23 protein-coding genes, 2 tRNA genes and 1 pseudogene are annotated in these 24824 nt (G+C 71.3%); 11 read left to right on the forward strand and 15 right to left on the reverse strand.

Annotated features, from left to right (window positions below; all coding sequences use genetic code 11):
* From IOD16_RS32980 to IOD16_RS32990, 3 genes are read left to right on the forward strand one after another with little or no spacing between them, the layout of a single operon-like run.
* On the forward strand, positions 1 to 411 hold the full coding sequence (locus IOD16_RS32980) for a succinate dehydrogenase hydrophobic membrane anchor subunit (RefSeq protein ID WP_123745404.1): 411 nt from the start codon (positions 1 to 3) through the stop codon (positions 409 to 411).
* Positions 412 to 436: 25 nt separating this feature from the next.
* Positions 437 to 2188: a succinate dehydrogenase flavoprotein subunit gene (gene sdhA, locus IOD16_RS32985; protein ID WP_201437616.1), complete on the forward strand. Its 1752-nt coding sequence runs from the start codon at positions 437 to 439 to the stop codon at positions 2186 to 2188.
* Positions 2188 to 2970 carry a succinate dehydrogenase iron-sulfur subunit gene (locus IOD16_RS32990; RefSeq protein WP_123745402.1) on the forward strand — a complete coding sequence of 261 codons (783 nt, stop codon included), beginning with the start codon at positions 2188 to 2190 and terminating at the stop codon, positions 2968 to 2970. Before sdhA ends, IOD16_RS32990 begins: the two co-directional genes overlap by 1 nt.
* Positions 2971 to 3119: 149 nt before the next feature.
* Here IOD16_RS32990 and IOD16_RS32995 read toward each other — a convergent pair whose 3' ends face one another.
* Complete coding sequence (locus tag IOD16_RS32995) at positions 3120 to 4409, reverse strand: D-alanyl-D-alanine carboxypeptidase family protein (RefSeq protein ID WP_201437617.1); 1290 nt, start codon at positions 4407 to 4409, stop codon at positions 3120 to 3122.
* A 60-nt stretch (positions 4410 to 4469) separates the two neighbouring features.
* Here IOD16_RS32995 and IOD16_RS33000 point away from each other — a divergent pair, with 60 nt between their 5' ends.
* Both IOD16_RS33000 and IOD16_RS33005 read left to right on the forward strand, forming a co-directional pair.
* Positions 4470 to 4706: an SCO4848 family membrane protein gene (locus tag IOD16_RS33000; protein WP_123745400.1), complete on the forward strand. Its 237-nt coding sequence runs from the start codon at positions 4470 to 4472 to the stop codon at positions 4704 to 4706.
* Positions 4707 to 4730: 24 nt separating this feature from the next.
* The gene (locus tag IOD16_RS33005; RefSeq protein WP_123745399.1) at positions 4731 to 5075 is read left to right on the forward strand and encodes a hypothetical protein; all 345 of its coding nucleotides are present in this window, start codon (positions 4731 to 4733) and stop codon (positions 5073 to 5075) included.
* A gap of 49 nt (positions 5076 to 5124) precedes the next feature.
* Here IOD16_RS33005 and yhjD read toward each other — a convergent pair whose 3' ends face one another.
* From yhjD to IOD16_RS33050, 9 genes are all read right to left on the reverse strand, one after another.
* Complete coding sequence (gene yhjD, locus IOD16_RS33010) at positions 5125 to 6138, reverse strand: inner membrane protein YhjD (protein ID WP_123745398.1); 1014 nt, start codon at positions 6136 to 6138, stop codon at positions 5125 to 5127.
* Positions 6139 to 6163: 25 nt separating this feature from the next.
* The gene (gene trpS, locus IOD16_RS33015; RefSeq protein ID WP_170185461.1) at positions 6164 to 7225 is read right to left on the reverse strand and encodes a tryptophan--tRNA ligase; all 1062 of its coding nucleotides are present in this window, start codon (positions 7223 to 7225) and stop codon (positions 6164 to 6166) included.
* Positions 7226 to 7294: 69 nt separating this feature from the next.
* A complete protein-coding gene (locus tag IOD16_RS33020) occupies positions 7295 to 7582 on the reverse strand; it encodes a hypothetical protein (RefSeq protein ID WP_123745397.1) in 288 nt (95 codons plus the stop codon).
* 162 nt (positions 7583 to 7744) lie between these two features.
* Positions 7745 to 10264, reverse strand: a complete 2520-nt coding sequence (locus tag IOD16_RS33025; protein WP_123745396.1) for a bifunctional FO biosynthesis protein CofGH — start codon at positions 10262 to 10264, stop codon at positions 7745 to 7747.
* A gap of 99 nt (positions 10265 to 10363) precedes the next feature.
* Positions 10364 to 11998, reverse strand: coding sequence for a TIGR03767 family metallophosphoesterase (locus IOD16_RS33030; protein WP_236594527.1), 1635 nt, complete (start codon positions 11996 to 11998; stop codon positions 10364 to 10366).
* A gap of 449 nt (positions 11999 to 12447) precedes the next feature.
* Positions 12448 to 13272, reverse strand: coding sequence for an exodeoxyribonuclease III (locus IOD16_RS33035; protein WP_201437618.1), 825 nt, complete (start codon positions 13270 to 13272; stop codon positions 12448 to 12450).
* A 9-nt stretch (positions 13273 to 13281) separates the two neighbouring features.
* Positions 13282 to 13500 carry a hypothetical protein gene (locus IOD16_RS33040; protein ID WP_123745393.1) on the reverse strand — a complete coding sequence of 73 codons (219 nt, stop codon included), beginning with the start codon at positions 13498 to 13500 and terminating at the stop codon, positions 13282 to 13284.
* Between the two features lie 12 nt (positions 13501 to 13512).
* Positions 13513 to 13827 carry an SH3 domain-containing protein gene (locus IOD16_RS33045; RefSeq protein ID WP_201437619.1) on the reverse strand — a complete coding sequence of 105 codons (315 nt, stop codon included), beginning with the start codon at positions 13825 to 13827 and terminating at the stop codon, positions 13513 to 13515.
* 190 nt (positions 13828 to 14017) lie between these two features.
* Positions 14018 to 15238, reverse strand: coding sequence for an NADP-dependent isocitrate dehydrogenase (locus tag IOD16_RS33050; RefSeq protein WP_123745391.1), 1221 nt, complete (start codon positions 15236 to 15238; stop codon positions 14018 to 14020).
* 292 nt (positions 15239 to 15530) lie between these two features.
* On the opposite strand from IOD16_RS33050, the gene IOD16_RS33055 reads away from it, so the two are divergent.
* Complete coding sequence (locus IOD16_RS33055; protein WP_201437620.1) at positions 15531 to 16337, forward strand: metal-dependent hydrolase; 807 nt, start codon at positions 15531 to 15533, stop codon at positions 16335 to 16337.
* Positions 16338 to 16478: 141 nt separating this feature from the next.
* Positions 16479 to 16958 (forward strand): hypothetical protein, encoded by a 480-nt coding sequence (locus IOD16_RS33060; RefSeq protein WP_201437621.1) that lies wholly within the window; start codon positions 16479 to 16481, stop codon positions 16956 to 16958.
* Between the two features lie 9 nt (positions 16959 to 16967).
* Here the strand turns inward: IOD16_RS33060 and IOD16_RS33065 are convergent, their stop codons facing one another.
* From IOD16_RS33065 to IOD16_RS33075, 3 genes are all read right to left on the reverse strand, one after another.
* Positions 16968 to 17225, reverse strand: coding sequence for a Prokaryotic metallothionein (locus IOD16_RS33065; protein WP_123745389.1), 258 nt, complete (start codon positions 17223 to 17225; stop codon positions 16968 to 16970).
* A gap of 55 nt (positions 17226 to 17280) precedes the next feature.
* Positions 17281 to 17354 (reverse strand) — tRNA-Pro (locus tag IOD16_RS33070).
* A tRNA-Ser gene (locus IOD16_RS33075) sits at positions 17355 to 17428 on the reverse strand. It lies immediately after the preceding tRNA gene.
* A 57-nt stretch (positions 17429 to 17485) separates the two neighbouring features.
* On the opposite strand from IOD16_RS33075, the gene IOD16_RS33080 reads away from it, so the two are divergent.
* Positions 17486 to 18601: a J domain-containing protein gene (locus tag IOD16_RS33080; RefSeq protein WP_123745388.1), complete on the forward strand. Its 1116-nt coding sequence runs from the start codon at positions 17486 to 17488 to the stop codon at positions 18599 to 18601.
* On the opposite strand, the gene IOD16_RS33085 is transcribed toward IOD16_RS33080, so the two are convergent.
* Positions 18594 to 19922 carry a glycosyl hydrolase gene (locus IOD16_RS33085; RefSeq protein ID WP_201437622.1) on the reverse strand — a complete coding sequence of 443 codons (1329 nt, stop codon included), beginning with the start codon at positions 19920 to 19922 and terminating at the stop codon, positions 18594 to 18596. The two genes, IOD16_RS33080 and IOD16_RS33085, sit on opposite strands and share 8 nt — an antisense overlap.
* Before the next feature lie 190 nt (positions 19923 to 20112).
* Between IOD16_RS33085 and IOD16_RS33090 the strand changes: the two genes are divergently transcribed.
* From IOD16_RS33090 to IOD16_RS33100, 3 genes and pseudogenes are all read left to right on the forward strand, one after another.
* Positions 20113 to 21291 (forward strand): LLM class flavin-dependent oxidoreductase, encoded by a 1179-nt coding sequence (locus IOD16_RS33090; RefSeq protein ID WP_123745387.1) that lies wholly within the window; start codon positions 20113 to 20115, stop codon positions 21289 to 21291.
* Positions 21292 to 21322: 31 nt separating this feature from the next.
* Positions 21323 to 21892 (forward strand): annotated as a pseudogene (locus IOD16_RS33095) (HhH-GPD-type base excision DNA repair protein); the annotation flags it as partial.
* A gap of 204 nt (positions 21893 to 22096) precedes the next feature.
* The gene (locus tag IOD16_RS33100) at positions 22097 to 23626 is read left to right on the forward strand and encodes a serine/threonine-protein kinase (RefSeq protein WP_201437623.1); all 1530 of its coding nucleotides are present in this window, start codon (positions 22097 to 22099) and stop codon (positions 23624 to 23626) included.
* On the opposite strand, the gene IOD16_RS33105 is transcribed toward IOD16_RS33100, so the two are convergent.
* Complete coding sequence (locus IOD16_RS33105; RefSeq protein WP_201437624.1) at positions 23560 to 24759, reverse strand: MFS transporter; 1200 nt, start codon at positions 24757 to 24759, stop codon at positions 23560 to 23562. The genes IOD16_RS33100 and IOD16_RS33105 overlap by 67 nt on opposite strands.
* Positions 24760 to 24824: the final 65 nt, after the last annotated feature.

Here is a 24824-nt window from a genome sequence, read left to right on the forward strand (position 1 = left end):
ATGAGCGAACTGACCCTGGCCAAGCCGCGCGCACCGCGCCGCCCCGCCGCCCGCCGCAGCAACTTCGAGCTGTACAGCTGGCTGTTCATGCGCATCTCGGGTGTCGCGCTGGTGGTGCTGGTGCTCGGGCACCTGTTCATCATGAACATCCTCGACGGCGGTGTGCACCGCATCAACTTCGGCTTCGTCGCCGGCCGCTGGGCCTCGCCGTTCTGGCAGATGTGGGACCTGGCCATGCTGTGGCTGGCCCAGATCCACGGCGGCAACGGCCTGCGCACCGTGATCAACGACTACGCCCGCAAGGACGCGACCCGGTTCTGGCTCAAGGTGCTGCTCTACGTCTCGATGGTGCTGATCATCGCCCTCGGCACGTACGTGATCTTCACCTTCGACCCGAACATCACCGACTGACCCGCTGCGGGGAGTGCTCAGAGCCATGCAGTTCCACAAGTACGACGTCGTCATCATCGGCGCGGGTGGCGCCGGGATGCGCGCGGCGATCGAGTCCGGCCAGCGCGCCCGCACGGCCGTGCTCACCAAGCTCTACCCCACGCGTTCCCACACGGGCGCCGCGCAGGGCGGCATGTGCGCCGCGCTGGCGAACGTGGAGGAGGACAACTGGGAGTGGCACACCTTCGACACGATCAAGGGCGGTGACTACCTGGTCGACCAGGACGCCGCCGAGATCATGGCGAAGGAGGCCATCGACGCGGTCCTCGACCTGGAGAAGATGGGCCTGCCGTTCAACCGCACGCCCGAGGGCAAGATCGACCAGCGGCGGTTCGGCGGCCACACCCGCAACCACGGCGAGGCGGCCGTGCGCCGGGCGTGCTACGCGGCCGACCGCACCGGCCACATGATCCTGCAGACGCTGTACCAGAACTGCGTCAAGCACGGCATCGAGTTCTTCAACGAGTACTACGTGCTCGACATCTGCATGACCGAGACCGCCGACGGCCCGGTGTGCACCGGCGCGGTGGCCTACGAGCTGGCGACCGGCGAGATCCACGTGTTCCAGGCCAAGTCCGTGGTGTTCGCCACCGGCGGCTTCGGCAAGGTCTTCAAGACCACGTCCAACGCGCACACGCTCACCGGCGACGGCATGGGCATCGTGTTCCGCAAGGGCCTGCCGCTGGAGGACATGGAGTTCTACCAGTTCCACCCGACCGGTCTGGCGGGCCTGGGCATCCTGTTGACCGAGGGCGCGCGCGGTGAGGGCGCGATCCTCCGCAACGGCTCCGGCGAGCGGTTCATGGAGCGCTACGCGCCGACCATCAAGGACCTCGCGCCGCGCGACATCGTGGCCCGGTCCATGGCGCTGGAGGTGCTCGAAGGCCGCGGCGCCGGTCCGAACAAGGACTACGTGCTGCTGGACTGCACCCACCTGGGCGCGGAGGTGCTGGAGACGAAGCTCCCCGACATCACCGAGTTCGCCCGCACGTACCTCGCGGTCGACCCGGTGACCGAGCCGGTGCCGGTCTACCCGACCGCGCACTACGCGATGGGTGGCATCCCGACCAACGTGCACGGCGAGGTGTTGCGGGACAACGACAACGTCGTGCCCGGCCTCTACGCCGCCGGCGAGTGCGCGTGCGTGTCCGTCCACGGCGCGAACCGGCTCGGCACGAACTCGTTGCTGGACATCAACGTGTTCGGCCGCCGCGCGGGCATCGCCGCCGCCGAGTACGCGTTGGCGCACGACCACGTCGACCTGCCCGAGAACCCCGCGGCGCAGGTCGAGGCGCAGGTGGCGCTGGTGCTGTCCGAGCACGGCCAGGAGCGCGTGGCGGACATCCGCACCGAGCTGCAGGCCACCATGGACGCCAACGCGTCGGTGTACCGCACCGAGGACACGCTCAAGACGGCGCTGCACGACGTGCAGGCGTTGAAGGAGCGGTACCAGCGGATCACCGTGCAGGACAAGGGGAAGCGGTTCAACACCGACCTCCTGGAAGCCGTCGAGCTGGGCTTCCTCCTGGAGCTGGCCGAGGTTCTCGTCGTGGGCGCGCTGGCGCGCAAGGAGTCCCGCGGCGGTCACGCGCGCGAGGACTACCCGAACCGCGACGACACGAACTTCATGCGCCACAGCATGTACTACAAGCAGGGCGACGGCTTGGCGGCCGACATCCGGCTCGACTACAAGCCCGTGACGTTCACCCGGTACCAGCCGATGGAGCGCAAGTACTGATGACCGCTACCGCTGAAGTGTCCACCGGCTCGCGCGGCGACCAGCCCCCCGTGCCGGACGGCGCGATCACCGTCACCCTGAAGGTGCGCCGGTTCAACCCCGAGTTCGACGACGAGCCGCGCTGGGACTCGTTCGAGATCCCGGCCCTGCCGTCGGACCGCGTGCTGAACCTGCTGCACTACGTGAAGTGGTACCTCGACGGGACGCTGACGTTCCGCCGGTCGTGCGCGCACGGCATCTGCGGGTCGGACGCGATGCGCATCAACGGCGTGAACCGGCTGGCGTGCAAGGTGCTGCTGAAGGACCTGCTGGCGTCCGGTGGCAAGCCCACCACGATCACCATCGAGCCCATCAAGGGCCTGCCGGTGCACAAGGACCTGCTGGTCGACATGGAGCCGTTCTTCGAGGCGTTCAAGGCGGTCAAGCCGTACCTCATCACGTACGGCAACGAGCCGACGCGTGAGCGGGTCCAGTCCATCGCCGACCGCGAGCGGTTCGACGACACCACCAAGTGCATCCTGTGCGCGGCGTGCACCACGTCGTGCCCGGTGTACTGGACCGAGGGCTCGTACTTCGGCCCGGCGGCGATCGTGAACGCGCACCGGTTCATCTTCGACAGCCGGGACGAGGGCGCCGAGGAGCGGCTGGACATCCTGAACGACGTGGACGGCGTGTGGCGCTGCCGGACGACGTTCAACTGCACCGACGCCTGCCCCCGCGGCATCCAGGTCACCAAGGCCATCCAGGAAGTCAAGCGCGCCCTCCTTTTCAAGCGCACCTGACCCCCGCGCGTGTCCTACGTTCGGAACACGCGTGTCCTACGTTCGTGCACCCCATGTTGAACGCTCAGCACACCGGCTCGGTGTTCTGAGCGTTCAACATGCCTGTTCTGAACGTAGGACACGCGTGACGCGAACGTAGGACACGCGGGTTAGAGGGATTGTTGGCGGGCGCGGGCGGCGCGGGCGGCCTTGGCGCGGCGGTTGCGCAGGTACATCACCAGGCCCAGGAGCAGGCCCAGGCCGGCGACGGCGGTGATCGGGCCGCCGACGTTGCCGAACGCGGTCTCCATGGCGGAGGGCTGGGTGCCGTCCGGCGTGGTGTTGGCGACCTCGCCCACACCCGCGCTGGTCGGCGTCGGCCGGGCCTCGGTGGTCTTCCTCTTGGCCTGCGGCGCGCCCTCGACCAGCCGGCCGACCGGGTTGCCGGACGCGGCCGGTTCCAGGGCGAAGCCGTAGTCGAGCAGGCGGGCGGCCTGGTCGGTCATCCGGATCGGCTGCTGCTGGCCGCGCAGCAGCACGACGACGAGCCGCTTGCCGCCGCGCTCGGCCGCGCCCACGTAGGTGTGCTGCGCGTCGTCGGTGAAGCCGGACTTGCCGCCCAACGCCCCCTCGTACGTGGTCAGCAGCCGGTTGTCGTTGACGACCGGCACGGTCCCGCCGCCGTTGGGCGCCGGGAAGTCGATGCGCTGCGTCATCACGGCCTTGACGAAGTCCGGGTACTTCATCGCCTCGCGGTAGATCAGCGCCACGTCGTAGGCCGAGGTCGACGTGCCCGGCGCGTCCAGCCCGGACGGCGTCACGGCCCGCGTGTCCAGCGCGCCCAGCTCGGCCGCCAGGGCGTTCATCTTCCGGATCGCCGACGGCACCCCGCCCAGCCGACGGGCCAGCGCGTGCGCCACGTCGTTGCCCGAGGCCATCACCAGCGCGTGCAGCATCTGCTCGACGGTGTACTCGGCGCCGCTGCGCAGACCCACGCAGGTGCACTCCTGCGCCAGGTCCTCCGGGGTGGCCGTGACCGTGGCGTCGGGCGGCAGCTCCTTGGCCACCACCATCGCCAGCAGCACCTTGATCACCGACGCGGGCCGCTGCCGGCCGTGCGGGTCGAGGGCCGCCAGCACGGCGCCGCTGTTCATGTCGGCCAGCAGCCAGCTCTCGGCGGTGATGCCGTCCGGGGGCACGGGCGCGTTCGGTGGCAGCACGAGGCCGCACTCACCGAGGCGCTGTCCCCCGATCGGGCTCTCCGGTACCTCGATCGGCGGTGGGGGCTTCTCGCCTGGCGCCACCTGTTCGGACGTGTCCACCGGCGGGGGCGGTGACACCTTGTTCTCGCAGGCCGGCTGTGCCGACGCGACCGGTGCGGCCACGAACGACGCGCCGGCCATCAGCGCGCAAGCAGCCAGGACCAGGGCAACGGGCCGTCGGAACGCGGAGGAACGCACCTGCCCAGGCTAGCCACCCCGGATGAGTGACCTGCACCCGCCACGTCGGATACTGCTCCGGTGAAGCTCTCCCGAGGCATGTCCGTCTTCCTGTCCGCCTTCGGGGTGTGGTCCTGGGTGATCTGGCCGACCTTCCTGCGCAACATCTGGAAGGACCCCCGTTCGTGGGACGGCGGCCCGACCGCGTTCTTCACCGTCCACCTGCTGCTCGTCGTCGCGTCGCTCACGTTCGGCACGGTCATCGGCGTGTTGGGCGTGCGCGGGCTGCGGGCGGCCGGCAGCGCCAAGAGCGAGTAACCCACCACACCTGGAGGCTCCGCCGTGGAGTTCGTGCGCCTACTGCTGGTGTTCCTGCACCTGCTCGGCATGGGCATGCTGATCGCGATGTTCTTCGTCCAGCGCCGGGTGGGGGCCGACGCGCCGCTGAACAAGGGCTGGCTGCACGGCAGCGCGTTGCAGCTGCTCACCGGCGTGGCGCTGATGGGCCTGGCCCCGCTGACCGACCAGGACTACAACAACATCAAGATCGGGGTGAAGCTGCTGGTCCTGGTCGTCATCGCGGCGCTGGTCGCGGTCAACCTGAAGAAGAAGCCCGCCGCCTGGCTCGCGCCCGTCCTGGCCGGCCTGGTCGTGCTGAACGTCGGCATCGCCGTCTTCTGGACCTGAGCCGCCCACTGGGCCTGGGCCGACCGGCTGGGCCTGGGCCGACCGGCGCTCAACGCCGCCGGAACAACGCGCCCAGCAGCAGCCCCGCGCCGACCAGTCCGACGGCGGCGCGGGGGCTGGGACCGGACCGCACCTCCACCACCGGCCGGATCACCGCGGGCGGCGGCGGCACGATCGGGTCGCGCAGCAGGTTCTCCCGCGCGGTGGCCGTCCAGGCGGTGATGAACAGCAGCGACTGGGCCACCAGGTTCGCGAAGAACAGCACACCGATGATCGGGCCGAACGCCGCGCCCGCCGGTGACGAGGTGACCGTGCTCAGGTAGAGCGTCCCGCCCTGCTTGAGCACCTCGAACACGAACGCCGCGGCGGCCGCGCCCTTGGCCGCGCTGCGCAGGCTGAACGGCTTGCGCGGCAGCTTGGCCAGCACCCACAGGAACACCAGCCAGTTCGCCACCAGGCCGAGCACGATCGTGCCGATCTTCAGCAGCGCCTCGGCCCACCAGACGCCGTCCAGGCCGACCCACCGCAGCACCAGCTCGGCCAGTCCGCTGCCCGCCGCCGTCAGACCGAACGACACCACCAGCGCCGCACCCAGGCTGACCAGCGCCAACAGGTCTTTCACCATGGTCTTGAAGAACGGCAGGTCCTCCTTGGCGTGGCCCCACTGCGCGGTCAGGGCGTCACGCAGGTTGCTCATCCACCCCAGGCCGGAGTAGGCGGCGGTGAGCAGGCCGAGCACGCCGACCGTGCCCTTGGAGTCGATGGCCTGCTGCACCACTTCGTTGATGGTGTCGCCGAGCGCGCCCGGCACCGCCTCGGCGATGGAGACCTCCAGCTCGTCGAGCAGCTCGGGCTGCGAGGCGAGCACGAAACCGGCGACCGCGAACCCGATCATGAGCATGGGCACGAGCGACAGCACGCTGAAGTAGGTCACGGCCGCCGCGTAGTGCGCCCCGTAGCTCTCGCTGTACCGGTCGGCGGCGCGGAGCAGGTGGTCCAGCCACGGCTTGCGCCGGCGCAGCCGGTCGAGCTTCGACTCGTCGGTCCCACCCTTTTCCGCCACACGGAAAAGTTAGTGCGTCAGGTGATCAGTCGCCACTCGACAGGAACCCGATCCGGTCGTAGGCCCGCGCCAACGTCTTCGCGGCCACCGCGCGCGCCCGTTCCGCGCCCCGGGCCAGCACCTTGTCCAGCTCGGCGGTGTCGTCCAGGTACTCGGCCACCCGCGCCTGGACGGGCGTGACGAACTCGGTGAACACCTCGCCGAGGTCCTTCTTCAGGTCCCCGTAGCCCTTGCCGTCGTAGTCGGCGACCAGCGACTCGACCGTGCGCCCGGTCAACGCGGAGTAGATCACCAGCAGGTTGCTCACGCCGGCCTTGCGCTCCGGGTCGTACACGATCTCGCGGCCGGTGTCCGTGACCGCCGACCGGATCTTCTTGGCCGACCGCTTCGGGTCCTCCAGCAGCTCGACCACGCCCGCCGGCACGGACTTCGACATCTTCGACGTCGGGTCCTGCAGGTCGTAGATCTTGGCCGTGTCCTTGACGATGTAGGGCTCGGGCAGCCGGAACGTCTTGCCGTAGCGGGTGTTGAACCGCTGCGCCAGGTCGCGGGTCAGCTCCAGGTGCTGCCGCTGGTCCTCGCCGACCGGCACGTGGTGCGCCTGGTAGAGCAGGATGTCCGCGGCCTGCAGGATCGGGTACGTGAACAGGCCGACGCCGATGGCCGCTGTCGTCTGATCGCCGGCTCCGCCCGCGGTCTGCCGCGCGGACTTGTCCTTGAACTGGGTCATCCGGCTGGCCTCGCCGAAGCCGGTCAGGCACTGCATGACCCACGCGAGCTGCGCGTGCTCGGGGACGTGCGACTGCACGAACAGCGACGAGCGGTCCGGGTCGATGCCGAGCGCGAGCAGCTGCGCGGCGGACACGCGGGTGTTGCGGCGCAGCACCTTGGGGTCCTGCTCGACGGTGATGGCGTGCAGGTCGACCACGCAGTAGAACGCCTCGTGCGTCTCCTGCAGCGCCACCCACTGGCGCAGCGCGCCGAGGTAGTTGCCGAGGTGGAACGAGCCCGCGGTCGGCTGGATGCCGGACAGCACGCGGGGGCGGCTCACCGGGGCCTGAGCCGGAGCCGGGTTCTCGGCAGGCAGGCCTGCGACCTCGCCCGCGGTGTTCTCCACAGAGTTTTCGACAGCCACGGGAGGATTCTCCCAGGCCGATCAGACCCCGGTGGTGGCGGGCCGCACGTCGGTCGCGTCGCCGCCGTCGACGACCGGGGTGATGACGACGGGCTGGTTCGCCGCCGTGCGCACCACCGCCGTCCGGCGACGCCGGACCAGGCCGGCCACCAGGCCGATCGCGCCGAACGCCACCGCGGCGATGCCGACCGGCGCCTCGAGGGAGACCGGAGCCGCCACCGCGCCGTCGGCCGCGACCGCGACACCTTCGACGACCAGGGACGACGCCACGCCCAGGACCAGACCCAGGACCGCACCGCGACCGCGCACCGCCCAGCCTCCTCACCAACACCGTGCCACTCCACCGAGGAGTGAACCTGGTTGACGGACGGCCGCGAACCTACCGAAGCTGTTGGACTGGTGTGTCCGGCTCGGGTAAACGCGACCGGCGGCAGACTAACCACAACCGCTCCCGCGCGTCCCCGCAGGGGGTTACCTCACGGCGTCGACTCGGCCATATGTCGTAGTGCGCTGCCGGGCCGGGCGGCCCGCCAGCGCGGCGGTGGCGTGCAGCTCGCCGGCCGTGCGGGCGGAGCCGTGCTCGGAGCCCGCCATGCGGCTGATGGTCTCCTCCATGAGCGTGCCGCCGAGGTCGTTGGCGCCGCCCCGGAGCACCTCGGCGGTGCCCTCGTCGCCCAGCTTGACCCACGAGCACTGGACGTTGTCCACGCGGCCGTGCAGGGCGAGCCGGGCGAACGCGTGCACGGCCCGGTTGTCGCGCCGCGTGGGGCCGGGACGGGCCACGCCCGCCAGGTAGATCGGCGCGTTGCGGTGCACGAACGGCAGGCCGACGAACTCGGTCAGGCCGCCGGTGCGGTCCTGCAGCGCCGCCAGCGCCCGGAAGTGCCCCAGCCAGTGGCCGGGGTGGTCGACGTGGCCGTACATCATCGTGGACGACGAGCGCAGGCCCACCTCGTGCGCGGTGGCGACCACGTCCAGCCAGGTCGCGGCGGGCAGCTTGCCCTTGGTCAGCACCCAGCGCACGTCGTCGTCGAGGATCTCGGCGGCCGTGCCGGGGATGGTGTCCAGGCCCGCGGCGCGCAGCTCGGTCAGCCACTCGCGCACGCTCACGCCCGCCTTGGCCGCCGCGCTGACGATCTCCATCGGGCTGAACGCGTGCACGTGCATGCCCGGCACCCTGGTCTTGATCGCGCGCACGACGTCGGCGTAGTACGTGACCGGCAGCTTCGGGTCGATGCCGCCCTGCATGCAGACCTCGGTGGCGCCCGCGTCCCACGCCTCCTGCGCGCGGTCGGCGACCTCGGCCACGGACAGCCGGAACGCGTCGGCGTCGCGCTCGCGCTGGGCGAACGCGCAGAACCGGCAGCCGACGTAGCAGACGTTCGAGAAGTTGATGTTCCGGTTGACCACGTAGGTGACGTCGTCGCCGACCACCTCGGCGCGCAGCTCGTCGGCGAGCCTGGCCATGGTCTCCAGCGCCGCGCCGTCGGCGGTGAGCAGCGCCATGGCGGCGTCCGTGTCGTCCAGCAGCTTCCCGGGGCTGTCCGCGGCGAGCCTGAGGGCGCGGGCGGTGTCCTCGGGCAGCCGTTCGACCGCCTTGGGGACGGTCAGCGACGCCCAGTCGCCGTAGACGCTGTCGAAGTCGCCGCGCCGGTCCTCCGTGCGGCCCTCGGTGTCGATGGCGGTGTTCAGGTCGGCCCGGCCGTAGGTGTCCAGGCCGCCGTCGGGCTCCTGCCACTCGCGGCCGACGACCGGCGCGTCCGGCTCGGCCAGGCCGTCCTCCCGGGCCAGCGCGGACACGTGCGCGGTGAGGCGGGTGTCGATCCACTGCCCGGCGGTCGCGGTCACGTAGCGCGGGTACACGGCCAGGCGCTCGCGCAGCTCGAACCCGGCCGCGCGGGTGTGCTCGGCCAGCACGTCGACCTGGGGCCACGGCCGCTCGGGGTTGACGTGGTCGGGCGTCACGGGCGAGACGCCGCCCCAGTCGTCGATGCCCGCGCGGAGCATCAGCCCGAACTCGCCGCCGACCAGGTTCGGCGGCGCCTGCACGCTCGTGGACGACGGCATGACCAGCCGCGCCACCGCGATCGTGGCGGCCAGCTCGTGCAGGTCGGCGTCGGGCATGCCGCGCATCGCGGTGTCGGGCTTGGCCCGGAAGTTCTGGATGATCACTTCCTGCACGTGCCCGTACTGGCGCGCGACGCCGCGCATGGCCAGCAGGGACTCGGCGCGCTCGGTGACCGTCTCGCCGATGCCGATCAGGATGCCGGTGGTGAACGGCACGTTCACCCGGCCCGCGTCGGTGAGCACCCGCAGCCGGACCGCGGGCTCCTTGTCGGGGCTGCCGTAGTGCGGGCCGCCCTTCTCGCTCCACAGCCGCTCGGCCGTGGTCTCCAGCATCATCCCCATGCTGGCCGCGACCGGGCGCAGCCGCTGCAGCTCCTCCCAGCTGAGCACGCCGGGGTTGAGGTGCGGCAGCAGGCCGGTCTCCTCCAGCACCGCGATCGCGCTGGCCCGCACGTAGTCGAGCGTCGAGGAGTACCCGCGCGCCTCCAGCCACTCCTTCGCCTGCGGCCACCGCTCCTCCGGCCGGTCGCCCAGCGTGAAGAGGGCTTCCTTGCAGCCCTGCGCGGCGGCCCGGCGGGCGATGTCGAGCACCTCGTCCCGCTCCAGGAACGCGGCGGGCAGCTTGTGCGGGACCGTGGCGAACGTGCAGTAGTGGCAGCGGTCCCGGCACAGGCGGGTCAGCGGGATGAACGCGTTGCGGCTGTAGGTGACGACACCCGGTCGCCCTTCGGCCAGCAGGTGCGCGTCACGCACCCGGCCGGCGGCGGCCAGCAACGACTCCAGGTCGTCACCGCGGGCGTGCAGCAGCACGGCGGCCTCGGTGACGTCGAGCACCGCGCCGTCGGCGGCACGGCGCAAGGCGCGTCGCATCGACGACGCGCTGGGCGTCGGCTCCGGCGGGGTGATCGAGAGGTCCACGGCCACGACAACGACACTAGGTGCGGAAAATTCCTGATCACGCCCAGTGTGATGTGCGACACGAGGCGCGGTCGGGTCCTCTTCGGCGGTCGGCCGGCGGGCTCGTCACCGGACCGGCGACCGCCCGGCGACGAGGAGCTCGGTGTTGCGGTCGGTCACCGCGCCGACGGCGTTCGCGTTGGCGTGCGGGTCGTTGAACGCGAACTCCCGGGCCAGCGACGCGAGGCCGCGCGGCGAGGTGTCGTCGTAGTCGGCCTGGTAGGGCGCGTCACCCTCGACCAAGGTCGTGAACAGGGACAGCGTGCCGTCGCCGTTGTCGGCCAGTTCGATGATCCGGGCGTGCTGCGGGTGGTCGACGTGCGCGGCGGTGTTGATCTTCCAGAACGCGCGGTCGCCCGTGCCGTGCGGGACGATCCGGTTCTCGTGGGTGTGGCCGTTGACCCAGGCGACGACGTTCGGGAACCGGCCGAGGAGGTCGACGAGCGCCCGGCCGTCCAGCCGCGGGTCGAGCGGGCGGCGGCGGTCGGGCAGGACGTTGCCCATGGTCCAGCTGGTGTGGTGGCTGAACAGGATGAACAGCTCGTCGGTGACGTCCTGGCGGTGGGTGAGGCCGAGGACGTCGTAGTAGCGCGAGCTGCCGCGCTTGAGGGTCCGCTCCAGCCAGAGGTACTGGTGCAGGCCGATCGAGCCGTCGGCGAAGCCGCCGGTGGTCGTGGTGTCGAGGCTGACGCCGGTGACGCCGGGCGCGATCGGGAACGTGTAGAAGACGTCCACGCCGTCGGCGTTGTCGTCGGTGAAGCCGTGGCCGTGCGGACCGGGGCCGGTGTGGCGCGGGTCGAGGTGCGCCTGGACGAACTCCGCGGTGGTGAACGGGCGGCGGCGGGCGTCCGGGGTGACCGTGCGGACCAGGCCGCCCTCGGCGACGACGGCTGCCGCGTCCAGCACGTGCGCGGGGTCGGTCATGGCCCTGGCGAGGCGCCGCGCCTGGTCGGCCGAGAAGCCCGTGATCTTGCGGTTGGCGGTGTAGAGGCCGTCGACGAGCGGGATGCCGTCGGGCAGCGTGCCGACCACGCTGTCGTCGTGGTTGCCGAACGTGCAGTACCACGGGACGCGCAGGCCGGGGCTGTCGAACGGGCGGATGGCGGCGTCGAGCAGGCCCGGCAGGTGCGGGAAGCCCTTGGCCTTGTAGTCGTCGAGGAGGGCGGAGCCGGGGTTCCAGTAGGCCGTGACGCCGGAGTCCTGCACGCCTTCGTAGCGGGTGGGGTCGCCGGTGTTCGCGGTGATCCGGCCGCCGTTGAGGACGGTGAGGAACCAGTCGAGCTCGACCAGCTCGTGGTTGTCGGTGTTGTCGCCGGTGGTCATCGTGAAGTCGATCGGGCGGCCGGTGAACGGGCCGGTGCGGATGGCGTTGACCCGCTGGACGAGGGCCGTCGACGTGTGCTGGGCCAGCGTCTCGTGCGCGCGGAAGGCGCCGGCGCCCAGCAGCGGGTGGGTGTACTCGAAGCGGGCCGGGCTCTGCGCGTCGACCATGTGCATGTCGGTGAACTGGACGAAGCAGGCCAGCGCCGTGCGCCGATCCGCCCGTCCGGCACCGGGCGCCGCCAGGTCCGGCCGCACCACCGACGGCCATCCCGGGCCCGCCTGCAACCTGCGGTAGCCCGTGCCGCCGACCGCGGCGGCCGCCGCGTCCACCGTCGTGCCGGTGGTGGCCGCCCACGCGGGCCCACCCCACAGCAACACCGCCCCCGCCGCGCCCGTCGCCTGGAAGAAACGCCGCCGGCTGATCCCCCTCGAACGCTCCCGGTGTCTCGGTGAGGTGAAAATTTCTCACGAACCGGGGAGCGCGTCACCAACTCGGGGTGAAGTGCGGCCGAACGAGCGAAGTCGATCGTCGGGTTGACCGATTCCGTTGCCGTGCAACGGATCAACCTCGCGCCGGACCCACGCCGTCGAACCGGGTCGCCCCGGGATCGCGGCGTGACTCAGCCGTAGACAACCGTCACGGCCGCGTAGTCGGAGCAGCGTTCGGCGTGCGTGGCGGCCCGCTCGACCGCCGACCTCAGCAGTCGAAGCCCGGACCGGCGTCGAACTCCACGAGGTCGAGCCGGCGGACGCCCGACTCGCGGCACAGGTCCTCGACCTCGGACGACCCGGCCGTGATGAGCTCGTGCACGGAGGTCACCTCCCGCTCACGATCGCGCCTGATCCCCGGCCCCGGGCCAGTCGAAGCCCACCGTGACCGGCGCGTGGTCGGACCAGCGCTCGGCGTAGGTCGCGGCACGCTCCACCACGGCGGAGGTCGCCGAAGCGGCGATGCCCTCCGTCGCGCACACCAGGTCGATCCGCCAGCCCGAGTCGTTGTCGAACGCCTTGCCGCGGTAGGACCACCAGGTGTACGGGCCCGTCACGTCCGGGTGCAGGGAGCGGACCACGTCGACGTAGCCCGCCTCGCCGAAGACCCGGTCCAGCCAGGCGCGTTCCTCCGGCAGGAAGCCGGAGGACTTCTGGTTCGTCTTCCACGCCTTCAGGTCCTCGGCCCGGTGGGCGATGTTCCAGTCGCCGCACACCAGCACCTCGCGCCCGTCGGCGGCGGCCTTGTCGCGCAGCTCCACCAGGTACGGCAGGAACGCCGCCATGAACCGGTCCTTCTCGTCCTGCCTCGGCGTGCCGACGTCACCGCTGGGCAGGTACAGCGACGCCACGACCACGTCGGCCAGCTCGACCTCGACGTACCGGCCCGAGTGCTCGAACTCGGGCACCCCGAACCCGATCCGCACGGCCTGCGGCGCCTCGCGCGTCAGCACGGCGACCCCGTTGCGCCCCTTCACCTCGGAGTACGCGTGCGCCACGTGCCAACCCTCCGGCGAACGCACCTCGTCCGGCAGCTGCCCGGGCTCGGCGCGCACCTCCTGCAGGCACACCACGTCGGCCGTCGTCGCGGCCAGCCACTCGAGGTAGCCCTTCTTCGCGGCGGCGCGCAGCCCGTTGACGTTGATCGAGGAGACGGTCAGCACCCGGGCAGCCTAACCGCGATCGGCGACCGCCCAGCCGTGCGGGTACTCGGCGCCGCAGCCCGTGCAGGACGCCGACAGGCCCCACATCAGCACCAACGGGCTGCTGCCCTCGGGTGAGGGCACCCCGGCCAGCTCGTGCCCGTCCACCACGGCCCGCAGGCCGGGCCACTCCGGCTCGCACGCGCAGGTCACCACGCCACGCCGGAACGACCGCCACTTGAAGAACATCGGCCCATCAGATCACGCGCAGCCGCTGTCCGAGGTGGGCGTCACGAACTCGGCCTTCACCCACCGCCCGTCCGACAGCAGCCGGAAGCCGTTCTCGATCCTCGGCTCGGCCCGCACCACCGCGTCACGCGGCATGGTCGCCACGATCGGCTGGGTGTCGGCCGGCCCGGACCGCACGTTGAGGATGTCGGCGATCACCGTCACCCGGCACTCGCCGCCGGCCGTCTCCTCCACCCCGAGCTTCTTGCCGTCGTTGGCGACGTACATCAACCCGGCCGCCGCGAGCACACCCACGACGACCAGGCCGCGCACCGGAATCCCGAACATCACGCCTCCCGACACCTCTGCCGAAGTGCAGATATAGCGCGAGCGGGCAGGTCACGGGCCGGTCGGCGGCACATTCCACCCCACCGGGGATCCGGACGGGTGACACCGTCACGCAACGGCGCGGGAGCAGGAACGGATCAGGGGACCGCCCGGAGGCGGTCCCCTGATCACGCGAGCCGGAGGGCGGGCGTCAGCCGGCCATCTTCTTCTGCAGGTTCTCGTCCAGCGTGCCGAGGAAGTCCTCGGTGGTCAGCCACTCCTGGTCCTTGCCGACGAGCACGGCGAGGTCCTTGGTCATCCGGCCGCTCTCGACGGTCTCGACGATGACCTGCTCCAGCGTCTCCGCGAAGCCCGTCACCTCCGGCGTGCCGTCCAGCTTGCCGCGGTGCTTCAGGCCACCGGTCCACGCGAAGATCGACGCGATCGGGTTGGTGGACGTCGGCTTGCCCGCCTGGTGCTGCCGGTAGTGCCGGGTGACGGTGCCGTGCGCGGCCTCCGCCTCGACGGTCTTGCCGTCCGGCGTCATCAGCACCGACGTCATCAGGCCCAGCGAGCCGAAGCCCTGCGCGACCGTGTCGGACTGGACGTCGCCGTCGTAGTTCTTGCACGCCCAGACGTAGCCGCCCTCCCACTTCATCGCGGCGGCCACCATGTCGTCGATCAGGCGGTGCTCGTAGGTCAGGCCCGCCGCGTCGAACTGCGCCTTGAACTCGGCCTCGAACACCTGCTGGAAGATGTCCTTGAAGGCGCCGTCGTAGGCCTTGAGGATGGTGTTCTTCGTCGACATGTACACCGGGTAGTTGCGCTGCAACCCGTACGAGAACGAGGCCCGCGCGAAGTCCTCGATGGACTTGTTGAAGTTGTACATGCCCATGGCCACGCCGCCGTCGGGGCCGTAGTTGGCCACCACGTGCTTGATCGGCTCGGAGCCGTCCTCGGGCGTGAACGTGATGGTCAGCTCGCCCGCGCCGGGGACCTTGAAGTTGGTCGCCTTGTACTGGTCGCCGTGGGCGTGACGGCCGATGATGATCGGCTTCGTCCAGCCCGGCACCAGCCGCGGGATGTTCGAGATGATGATCGGCTCGCGGAACACCACGCCGCCGAGGATGTTGCGGATCGTGCCGTTCGGCGAGACCCACATCTTCTTCAGGCCGAACTCCTCCACCCGCGCCTCGTCCGGCGTGATGGTGGCGCACTTGACCCCGACGCCGTGCTTCTTGATGGCGTTCGCGGAGTCGATGGTGACCTGGTCGTCGGTGGCGTCCCGGTGCTCGATGCCCAGGTCGTAGTACTCGAGGTCGACGTCCAGGTACGGGTGGATCAGCTTGTCCTTGATGAACTGCCAGATGATCCGCGTCATCTCGTCGCCGTCGAGTTCGACGACGGTCCCCTGAACCTTGATCTTGCCCATACTCAGGGCGCTCCTCTCGCGACAATGCAAGCAAGACAAGCGTACTGCTATGTCGGGTTGCTTGCGGCCACCCGGGCGAAAAAGGGAACGGCGTCACATCTGCGCCGAGGCCGTGACCGCCGGTGGCACGTGTGGTCTCCCGGCCAATACAACCAGCCGGGCCGACGGGCCGCCGCACGGGGACGACCCGCGGCGGCGGCCGGCGACACTCGAACACGCGTTCGCGGAATGCTCCCGCCCGGGGGCCGGACCCGGCTAATCTCGAACCGTACGAGTGATCAAGGGGGCAGCGTTGTCGACGGGTCCGACCCACGCCATGAGCGGTCTGCTGGCCTGGGCGGCGGTGACCGCGATAGCCGAGAACCACCCCATCGGCCAGCTCACCCCGCAGAGCTGGGCGGTCGGCGCGGTGCTCGCCACCGGCGCCGCCCTGCTGCCCGACCTCGACCACCCGTCCTCGACCATCTCGCGCACGTTCGGGCCGGTCAGCGCGGGCGCGTCGGCCCTGATCAACACGATCAGCTCGTTCGTCTACCGCACCACCCGCACCCGCAAGGACTCCAACCGCGACGGCGGGCACCGAGGCCTGACGCACACGCTGGCGTTCGCGCTGGCCTCCGCCGTCGGCACGACCGCCGTGGTGCAGCAGTCGCAGAAGTGGGCGCTGCCCGCGCTGATGTTCGTGTTCGCCGGCCTGGCCGTGCGCGGGATCATGAACGACTGGTGCCCGCAGAAGGACGCCCTGCTCATCACGGGCGTCTCGGCCGCCATCACCGTCGCCTGCGTGGCCTGGACGGCGCAGACGCCGGCCAGCGCGGCGGCGTGCGGCATCGCGGTGGGGGTCGGGTGCTTCGCCCACTACCTCGGCGACGCGATCACCGAGCAGGGCTGCCCGATCCTGTGGCCGATCCCGCTGATGGGCAAGACGTGGTTCCCGGTCGCGCCGCCGAAGATCATGCGGATGAAGACCGGCGGCACGGTCGAGATGGCGATCGTCGGCCCGCTGATCACGATCCTGAGCGTGTGGCTGTCCGCCGCCGCGCTCCAGCAGGCGGGCGCGCTCCCGTTCCTCGAAAGTTTCGACCTGCTGCCCATCTGAGTTTCAGATACCGGCCATTCGGCGGCTACCACTTCATCACCCGAACGGACTAGCCTCCAGCGAAATCCTGTCCCGCGCCGATCGCGCCGAGGAGGACTTCGTGCCCCACCCCACGCACGACAACGTTGTCGAGGCGGCCGGATGACCACCTGGCTCGGCCTCAACGCCGGTCATGACGACCGGTCGACCGCGGACGCCGTCGCCGTGTCGCTGTACGAGACGTTGCTGTTCCACGCCCAGCTGGTGTGCGTCCACGAGGTGGGGGGACGGCACGCGATGTCGTTCCGGCTCACCGAGGAGCCGTCGGAGAACACCGTGTCGACGCTGATCGAACGCGGCTACGGCGTGGCGGTGCACAACGGCTCGCTGCAGACGCTCGCCGGACCCGAGGAGCTGACCCGGGGCGCGCTGCGGGCGGCGCTGGCCCACCGCGACCGGCGGGAGGGCCGGGCGCTGCGGTTCCCCGGCCAGCGCGCGCTGCGCGGCCGGTACGGGGTCTCGGACATCCTCGCGTTCAGCGCGATCGAGGAAGTCCTGCCGCACGGCACGAAGAGCGTGGACGCGCGCGGCGACCTGCAACCGACGTTCGTCAACGGCAGGCTGGTGCTGGACTGCGGCTGAAGCCGGTGGTCAGCCGGGGTGCGCGCCGACGGTGTCCTTGATCTCGGCGCCGAGGCGGTCCGCGCTGCGCGCGCAGTGGGCGCAGCAGAAGAACCGGCCGCGCACCTCGACGCCGTGGCCCAGGATGCGGCAGTCGCAGTGCTCGCAGCGGGGCGCCAGGCGTTGGATCGCGCACTCGAAGCTGTCGAACGTGTGCACGCCACCGCCGACCGTGCGGACCTCGAAGGCCATCCAGTAGTCGTTGCCGCAGACGTCGCAAGTCGCCATGGCCGAAGGGTGCGCCGGCCGGCGGGCACCGGCAACTCGAACCCCGCGCACCGAGCGGACCAGGCCGGACTCGAACCGGCGTCCTCCCTCCCAGGGGGAGGGCGCGTCAACCACTGCGCTACATGGTCCCGAGCCGGGCCGGATTCGAACCGGCGTCCTCCCTCCGAGCAGGAGGGCGCGACAACCACTGCGCTACCGGGCTCGGTCCAACACTAACCATGACCACGGTCCCGGAGACAGGGCCGCTAAGGTCTGCCCTCGTGCGCGGAGTCGACTACTACGAACTCCTCGGGGTCGGCCGCTACGCGTCCGAGGCGGAGATCAAGTCCGCTTACCGCTCCCTGGCCAAGGTCATGCACCCGGACGCGGGCGGGTCCTCCGGCACCTTCCGCATGCTGCAAGAGGCATATGACACCCTGCGCGACCCGGCTCGCCGGCGGGACTACGACCGCGGCTGGTCGTTCACCCGTCCGGGCGCACGGCCGACCTCGCCGACCCGCCCGCCGCGCTCCGGTCGGACCGGCCGGTTGCGCAACTTCGGCGACGACCCCGACTTCGTACCTCCGAAGCCCGTGGTGGACCTCGGCGGCGTCGCGTGGTGGCACCTCGTCGACGTGGCCCAGCGGGTCCGGTACGTGCCGGCCGCCGGTCCGGGGCACGCGCCCGCGCTGGCGGCCATGTGCGGCTGGTTCTTCCTGCTGCTGCCCGTGGTGGTCGTCGACTTCTCGCCGCTGGCGCTCGGCGTCTGGCTGCTGGTGGTGGCCGCCGCGGCGACCGCGGCGTTCCGGCTGGTGCGGCGGTACCTGGCGGCGATCCGGGCCGACCGGTCGTTCACGCTGGACCACGACACCGGCGTGGTGCACGGGACCACGGACGACCGGGTCTGCGAGCGGCTCACCGCCGAGCTGCTCAACCAGTACCTGACCCGGCTGCCCGGCGCGCGGATCTTCCACGGCCTCGCCTGGCCCGGCTCGGTGTTCGCGGACGTCGACCACGCCGTGCTGTGCGGGCGCAAGCTGGTGCTGATCGAGTCGAAGTCGTGGCTGCCCGGGCACTACGAGGCCGAGGACGACGGTTCCGTGTGGCGCAACGGCCACCCGTTCCGGGGCGGCGGCATGCGGATGCCGCGCAGCCTCGCGGTGTACCGGAAACTGCTGCCGTGGCTGGACATCCGGACCGCGCTGCTGGTGTACCCGAGCCGCGAGGGCGTGGTGACCACCGAGGAACCGGCGGACGCCATCGTGCCGCCGATGACGCCCGCCCAGTTCGTCGAGGAGATCGGCGACTGGCTGGCCGAGGACCCGGCCACGGTGGACCGGGAGGCGTTGCGCCTGCTGGTCGGCCAGGTCGTGCCGATCGTGCGGACCGCTAGCTGAACACGCCCATCTCCCACAGCGAGTAGCCGTACGGGGTGGCGCGTTGGAACGCGTACAGCTTCACGTAGCGCGCGCTCGTGTCGAGCACGATCTCGTCCGTGCCGCCGTCGGCGGCGTAGTCCTCGTGCACGGTGGTCCAGGTCGTGCCGTCGGACGAGACCTGGAGCTGGTACTGGCGGGCGTGCGCGGCCTCCCAGTCGAGCCGGACGCGGCGGACCGGTCGCGTCGAGCCGAGGTCGACCCACAGCGAGTGCTGGTCGGTGAACGCGCTGCTCCACCGGGTGGCCGGGTCGCCGTCGAACGCGTGGGCCGACGGGTGGGCGGCGCTCTCGGTGGTGGTCGACCACGACGGGCGGCCGAGGGCGAGGTTGCCGCCGCCGCCGGTGAGCTGCCCCTGGTTGACCGCGCGCGGTGAGGCGTAGGTGGCGCGGACGGCGCTGTCGGGGTTGAGCTTCTTGTCGTCGAAGAACTCCGGCCACGCCATGAAGTACGACCAGTCGGGTTGCGACGCCAGCTCGGCGGGCGACGGGACCTTGCCGACCTCGGCCAGCGCCAGCGGCTTGCCCTGGGCCAGCGACCTGAGCGTGTCGTAGTAGGTGGCGGCGGGCCAGAAGCTGTTCCACGCGTCGAGCGACACGACGTCCGCGTACGCCGGGCCCGGGTAGTAGTCGGCGATGCCGGCCGGGTCCAGGTCCTTGACGTTCCAGACCCACGCCAGGCCGGTCAGGCCGCGGGTCCGGACCAGGTGGTCGTGGGTGAGCTGGTAGAGGCGGCGGCTGCCGTTCGCGCCGGGTCGCCCGCCCCACCAGGACCAGCCGTCGTTCATCTCGTGCAGCGGCCGGAACAGCGGCTGCACGCCCGCGTCGAGGAGTCGGCGCAGGAACGGCACGACCTCGTCGAGGCGCGACTTCCAGGCGTTGTTGAGGGCGGTGCCGTCGGTGACCAGCTGCGCCCACTGCGCGTCGGTGAGGTCGTCGTTCACGCCCGCGTCCCAGCCGCAGGCGGCGGGTCGGGTGGGCGGGCAGACGTGCCAGGTCAACGTGACGAGCGAGCCGTTGCGCCACTCGGTCAGCGCCTGGTCGACCATGGTCTGGCGGTGGGTGACGTCGTCCTGCGCGAAGAGGAAGTCACCTCCCCACAGACCGGGGTAGGCGCCGGTGATCGCGTGGACCTTGGCGGTGTGGCGGGCGGGGTCGGAGTTGGGTTCCTTGTTGTGCATCCCGGTCACCGTGCGGCTGCCGGTGATCCGCTTCAGGTAGTCGACCACGGGGGTCGGCGGCGGTGCGGCCGCGGCGGTGGCGGCGGGTGGGGCGAGGGTCATCAGAAGTAGGGCTGCCAGCGTCATCGCTGTTCGCACTGCGTCCTGCCTCTCGAAGGGTGGCGGCCTTCTGAGCGTGGCGGCGGGTTGGGTGGACGGTAGCGATTAACCGGTTAAGCAGTCAACCGAATGGCGCATGTCCCGGCGGGCGCCGGCGGGCTACGTTTCGGCGAGCCCACGGGAGGAGCCGGCTGTGCAGATCGACGTCTTCAACGAGATCCAGGACCCCCGCCCGTGGCAGGAGGGCCACCAGCACGCGCGCATCACGGAGGCGTTGGCGCAGGCGAGGCTCGCCGACGAGCTCGGCTACGGCTGCTGGTGGCAGGTCGAGCACCACGGGGCCGACGAGTTCAGCCTGTCGTCCGCGCCGGAGCTGATGCTGGCCGCGATCTCGCAGCAGACGACGAGGATCAGGCTGGGTCACGCCGCGGTGCTCGCGCCCGCGCGGTTCAACCACCCGATCAGGGCAGCCGAACGTGCCGCGATGCTCGACCACCTCAGCGGCGGGCGGCTGGAGTTCGGGCTGACCAGGTCCACCGCGCCGGAGTGGCGGCTGTTCGGCGTCGACCCGGCGGACGTGCGGCGGCAGACTCAGCAGGCGTTCGAGATGATCCCGCGGATGTGGACGTCGGAGCGCTTCTCGCACTCCAGCGAGGACTTCGAGATCCGCGACGTGCCGATCGTGCCCAAGCCGCTGCAACAACCCCACCCGCCGCTGTGGCAGGCCGCGGCCAGCCCGGCGTCGTTCGAGGAGGCCGGGCGGCGAGGCGTCGGGGTGCTCGGCACCACCATCTGGGAGTCCGTCGAGCGGGTGCGCCGGATGGTGGGCCTGTACCGGGCGGCGGCCGAGGCGTGCACGTCACCGGTCGGCTCGTACGTCAACAACCAGGTCGCGTTCTTCACCTTCGTGCACTGCGCCGAGACCGACGAGCAGGCGATCCGCAACGGCGCCATCGCCGCGGCGGCCTGGTACACCGTCAAGGCGCTGACGTTCTTCGAGGCGGCGGACGCGTTCGTTGACACCGTCCGGCGGCAGGAAGCGCTGCTGAACGACCCCACCGGCGGCGGCCTGACCGGCGACTTCCTGCGCGCCGAAGCCGCCGTCGCCACCGGCCCGAACCGCGCCCAGGTCGTCATCGGCCGAGTGCTGCAAGGCGACGACGTGGAGCCGGAGGAGATCTTCGAGGCGCTCAACGAGCAGGACTCGCTGATCGTGGGCAGCCCCGAAACGTGCCGCAAGAAGCTGCGCGTCTACGCGGACATGGGCATCGACCGGCTGATGGCCTTCCACCAGGTCGGCAGCCTCAAGCACGAGGACGTCATGCAGAGCCTGCGCCTGGTCGGCGACCTGATCCCCGAGTTCGCCAAGTGAGGTCGCGGGGTGTGGTGGGAGGATGGCGCGCATGCCGAAGAAGCTGCGCCTGACCGGTGACCCGGCCGCCGACAAGCTGTTGAGCGACGACCCGTTCGCCTTGCTGGTGGGCCTGTTGCTGGACCAGCAGTTCCCGATGGAGCACGCCTTCGCCGGACCGCGCAAGATCGCGGACCGGATGGACGGGTTCAGCATCACCAAGATCGCCGAGACCGACGTGGAGGCGTTCGTGGAGCTGTGCGTGCAGCCGCCCGCGATCCACCGGTACGGCGCGTCGATGGCACGTCGGGTCCACGCGCTCGCGCTGCACGTGATCGAGCACTACAAGGGCAAGGCGGCGAACATCTGGAAGGCCGGCAAGCCGGACGGCCGGGAGGTGCTGCGCCGGGTGAAGGAGCTGCCCGGGTTCGGCGACCAGAAGGCGCGGATCTTCGTCGCGCTCCTCGGCAAGCAGCGCGGGGTGACGCCGGACGGGTGGCGGGAGGCGGCCGGGGCGTACGGCGAGGAGGGCTCGCGGCGGTCCATCGCCGACGTGACCAGCGCCGAGACGTTGGCCGAGGTGCGGGCGTTCAAGAAGGCGGCGAAGGCGGAAGGCAAGGCCGGCGGCCCGGTGGAAGCGAAGGCCGGAGCGAAGACCGGAGCGACGGTCGGAGCGAAGACCGAGGTGAAGGCCGGGACGAAGACCGGGGCGACGGCGGCGGTGACGGCGGCGGCCAAGGGCAAGGCGGTGGCGAAGGCGCCCGCCAAGGCCCCGGCGAAGGGGAAAGCGGCGGGTAAGGCGGCGGCGAAGGGCTAGAGTCCCGGCGTGGAGTTGCCTGGTCTGACCGATCTCACGCCGCTGGGCCAGGGTGGTTTCGCCACCGTCTACCGCGCCCGCCAGGTCCAGCTGAACCGCGAGGTCGCGGTGAAGATCGACAACCGGGTGCTGCAGACCGAACGGGACCGGCGGCGGTTCCTGCGCGAGGCGCACGCGGCGGCCCGGCTGTCCGGCCACCCGCACGTGGTGTCGGTGCACGACGCGAACTTCACCCCGCAGGGCACGCCCTACCTGGTCATGGAGCTGTGCACGGGCGGGTCGCTGGCCGACGTGGTGCAGCGCGACGGACCGTTGCCCGCGGCACGGGTGCGCGAGTTGGGCGTGCAGCTCGCGGACGCGTTGGCCGCGGCCCACGCGGAAGGCGTGCTGCACCGCGACATCAAGCCGGGCAACATCCTGCTGGACCGCTACGGCACGGTGAAGCTCGCCGATTTCGGCCTGGCGGCGCTGCTGGACGCCGAAGGTTCCAGCACGGTCACCCGGGACGCGCTGAGCCCCAGCTACGCGCCGCCGGAGGCGTTCGCGATGGCCCAGCCGACGCCGGCGGCGGACGTGTACTCGTTGGCGGCGACGTTGTACGACCTGCTGGCGGGCAAACCGCCCCGGCCGGTGCCGTGGCCCGTCGAGTCGTTCGACCACCTGGGGCAGGTGCTGCGGTCACCCGTGCCGTGGGTGCCCGGGGTCCCGCAAGGGCTGCACGAGGCGCTGGTGCGGGCGTTGGAGCCGGAGGTCGGTCGTCGCACGGCAACGGCGGCTCAGTTGCGCGACGAGTTGAGCCGGGCCGGGGCGGAGCCGTCGACGAGCGGGCCCCGAGCTCCGCGGCCGGTGGCCGGGTCGCCCTGGGCTCCGCAACCGTCCACGGGGTCGCCGTACCGGACCCCGCAACCGGCGACGGGATCGCCGTACCGCACCCCGCAACAGGTGGCGGGGCCGGCGCCGGTCTTCCCGCCGGCGGCGGGGTCGAGTTACGTCCGCCCGCCCACCAAGAAGCCGTGGGGCCTGGTGGTCGGCGCATCGGTGCTGGCCACCGTCGTCGCGCTCGGCACCTGGTGGTGGGCGACGCGCAACCAGGCCCCTTCGTCCGCCGGCACGTCGTCGTCCACCTCGTCCACCTCCGCGTCGGACAACGCGGTGGCGCCGCCCCGGCTGGCGCAGTGCGGGACGGGCTACTGCGTCGCCGAACCCACCTGCTACCACGGCATCAACAACGTGGGCGGGGAACCGGCCACGGCGCGACGGGCCGGCGACTGCTCGGTCGAGCACTTCTGGGAGGCGTTCGCCGGGGGCTGGCTGTCCGGCGCGATCCCCAAGGTGGGCAGCGACGAGCTGGTGAAGGCCACGGAGGTCGCCGACGTGTGCACGGCCGAGGCCATGAAGGCCAACACCCGCCCGACCGTGGACACGTCGACGTGGCGGATCACCGCCGTGGCGTTCGCGGACGGCGACCGCAACTACTTCCACTGCCTGGCGAGCGAGCCGGGGGCGGGCGAGGTCACCACCAGCGCGTTCGGGTCCTGAGCCGGCTTGAGCGCGAAGATCAGCACCACCAGGGCCGCCAGGGCGAGGAGCGCGGCGATCGGGGCCAGCGGGACGAGGCCCACCCAGCTGATCACCAGGCCGCCGAGCACGCCGGACAGGCCCACGCCGAGGTAGATCGCGGAGGCGTTGAGCGACAGCAGCAGACCGCTGTTGGCGGGCGCGAGCTCGATGAGCCAGCTCTGGATGGGCGGGTTCGCCGACCAGGTGAGCGCGCCCCAGGCGAAGAGGGCGACGGCGGCCGACACGGGGGTCGCCATGGTGAGCGGCAACGTCGCCAGCACGGCGGTGAAGCAGCTGAAGAGCACCACGAGCAGCTTGCGGGTGTCGAAGCGGTCCGTGAGCCGGCCGGCGGCCCAGTTGCCGAGCACGGAGCCCAGGCCGTAGGCGACGAGCAGGAGGCCGACTGCGGCGCCTTCGACGTGCGCGGTCTCGGCCAGCAGCGGCGCGATGTAGTTGAAGACGCTGAACACGGCCAGGCACGCGAGCACGGTCAGGCCGAGGACCATCAGCACGCGGCGGTCGGCGGCGGGTGCGAAGCGCTGCCGCAGGCCGACGGCGGGCGGCGCGTCGACGCGGGGCAGCCAGAGGCGCACGGCGATCGCGGCGAGCACCGAGACGGCCGCGATCAGCGCGAACACGCCCTGGTAGCCGAGGGGGCCGCCGAGCAGGTTGCCCGCGGGCACGCCGAGGACCAGCGAGAAGGTCAGGCCGCCGAAGACCAGCGCGACGGCTCGGCCGCGGCGGTCCGGCGGGCTCAGGACGGTGGCGACGAGGGTCGCGGCGGGTGTGTAGACGGCCGCGCCCAGGGCGCTGATGACGCGGGCGACCAGGAGCAGCGGGTAGTTCGGGGCGAGCGCGGCGAGGAGGTTGCCGACCGCGGCGACCCCGAGGGCGACGACGAGGAGCGTGCGGCGTTCCCACCGGCCGGTGAGGGCGGCGAGGACGGGCGACGAGATCGCGTAGGCGATGGCGAACGCGGTGAGCAGCTGCCCTGCCGTGGCGTGCGAGACGTGCAGTTCCTCGCTCACGGCAGGCAGCACGCCGGAGACGATGTACCCGCTCGTGCCGATGGCGAACGCCCCGGCGGCGAGGAGGTAGGTGCGGGCCGACATGCGTGCTCCCCCGGTCGAGTGATGTTACGATCGGGATCGTACTACGACGTCGATCTAAGTTCGAT

Source organism: Saccharothrix sp. 6-C (assembly GCF_016695385.1).
GTDB classification, from domain to species: domain Bacteria; phylum Actinomycetota; class Actinomycetes; order Mycobacteriales; family Pseudonocardiaceae; genus Actinosynnema; species Actinosynnema texasense.

What these genes read in the sequence shown, in the direction of transcription:
- IOD16_RS33045 (WP_201437619.1), bottom strand. Translation starts at nt 13,827, where the DNA reads ATGTTCGGGATTCCGGTGCGCGGCCTGGTCGTCGTGGGTGTGCTCGCG.
- IOD16_RS33060 (WP_201437621.1), top strand. Translation starts at nt 16,479, where the DNA reads ATGACCACCTGGCTCGGCCTCAACGCCGGTCATGACGACCGGTCGACC.
- IOD16_RS33040 (WP_123745393.1), bottom strand. Translation starts at nt 13,500, where the DNA reads ATGTTCTTCAAGTGGCGGTCGTTCCGGCGTGGCGTGGTGACCTGCGCG.
- IOD16_RS32980 (WP_123745404.1), top strand. Translation starts at nt 1, where the DNA reads ATGAGCGAACTGACCCTGGCCAAGCCGCGCGCACCGCGCCGCCCCGCC.
- IOD16_RS33050 (WP_123745391.1), bottom strand. Translation starts at nt 15,238, where the DNA reads ATGGGCAAGATCAAGGTTCAGGGGACCGTCGTCGAACTCGACGGCGAC.
- IOD16_RS33085 (WP_201437622.1), bottom strand. Translation starts at nt 19,922, where the DNA reads ATGACCCTCGCCCCACCCGCCGCCACCGCCGCGGCCGCACCGCCGCCG.
- IOD16_RS32990 (WP_123745402.1), top strand. Translation starts at nt 2,188, where the DNA reads ATGACCGCTACCGCTGAAGTGTCCACCGGCTCGCGCGGCGACCAGCCC.
- IOD16_RS33105 (WP_201437624.1), bottom strand. Translation starts at nt 24,759, where the DNA reads ATGTCGGCCCGCACCTACCTCCTCGCCGCCGGGGCGTTCGCCATCGGC.
- sdhA (WP_201437616.1), top strand. Translation starts at nt 437, where the DNA reads ATGCAGTTCCACAAGTACGACGTCGTCATCATCGGCGCGGGTGGCGCC.
- IOD16_RS33065 (WP_123745389.1), bottom strand. Translation starts at nt 17,225, where the DNA reads ATGGCGACTTGCGACGTCTGCGGCAACGACTACTGGATGGCCTTCGAG.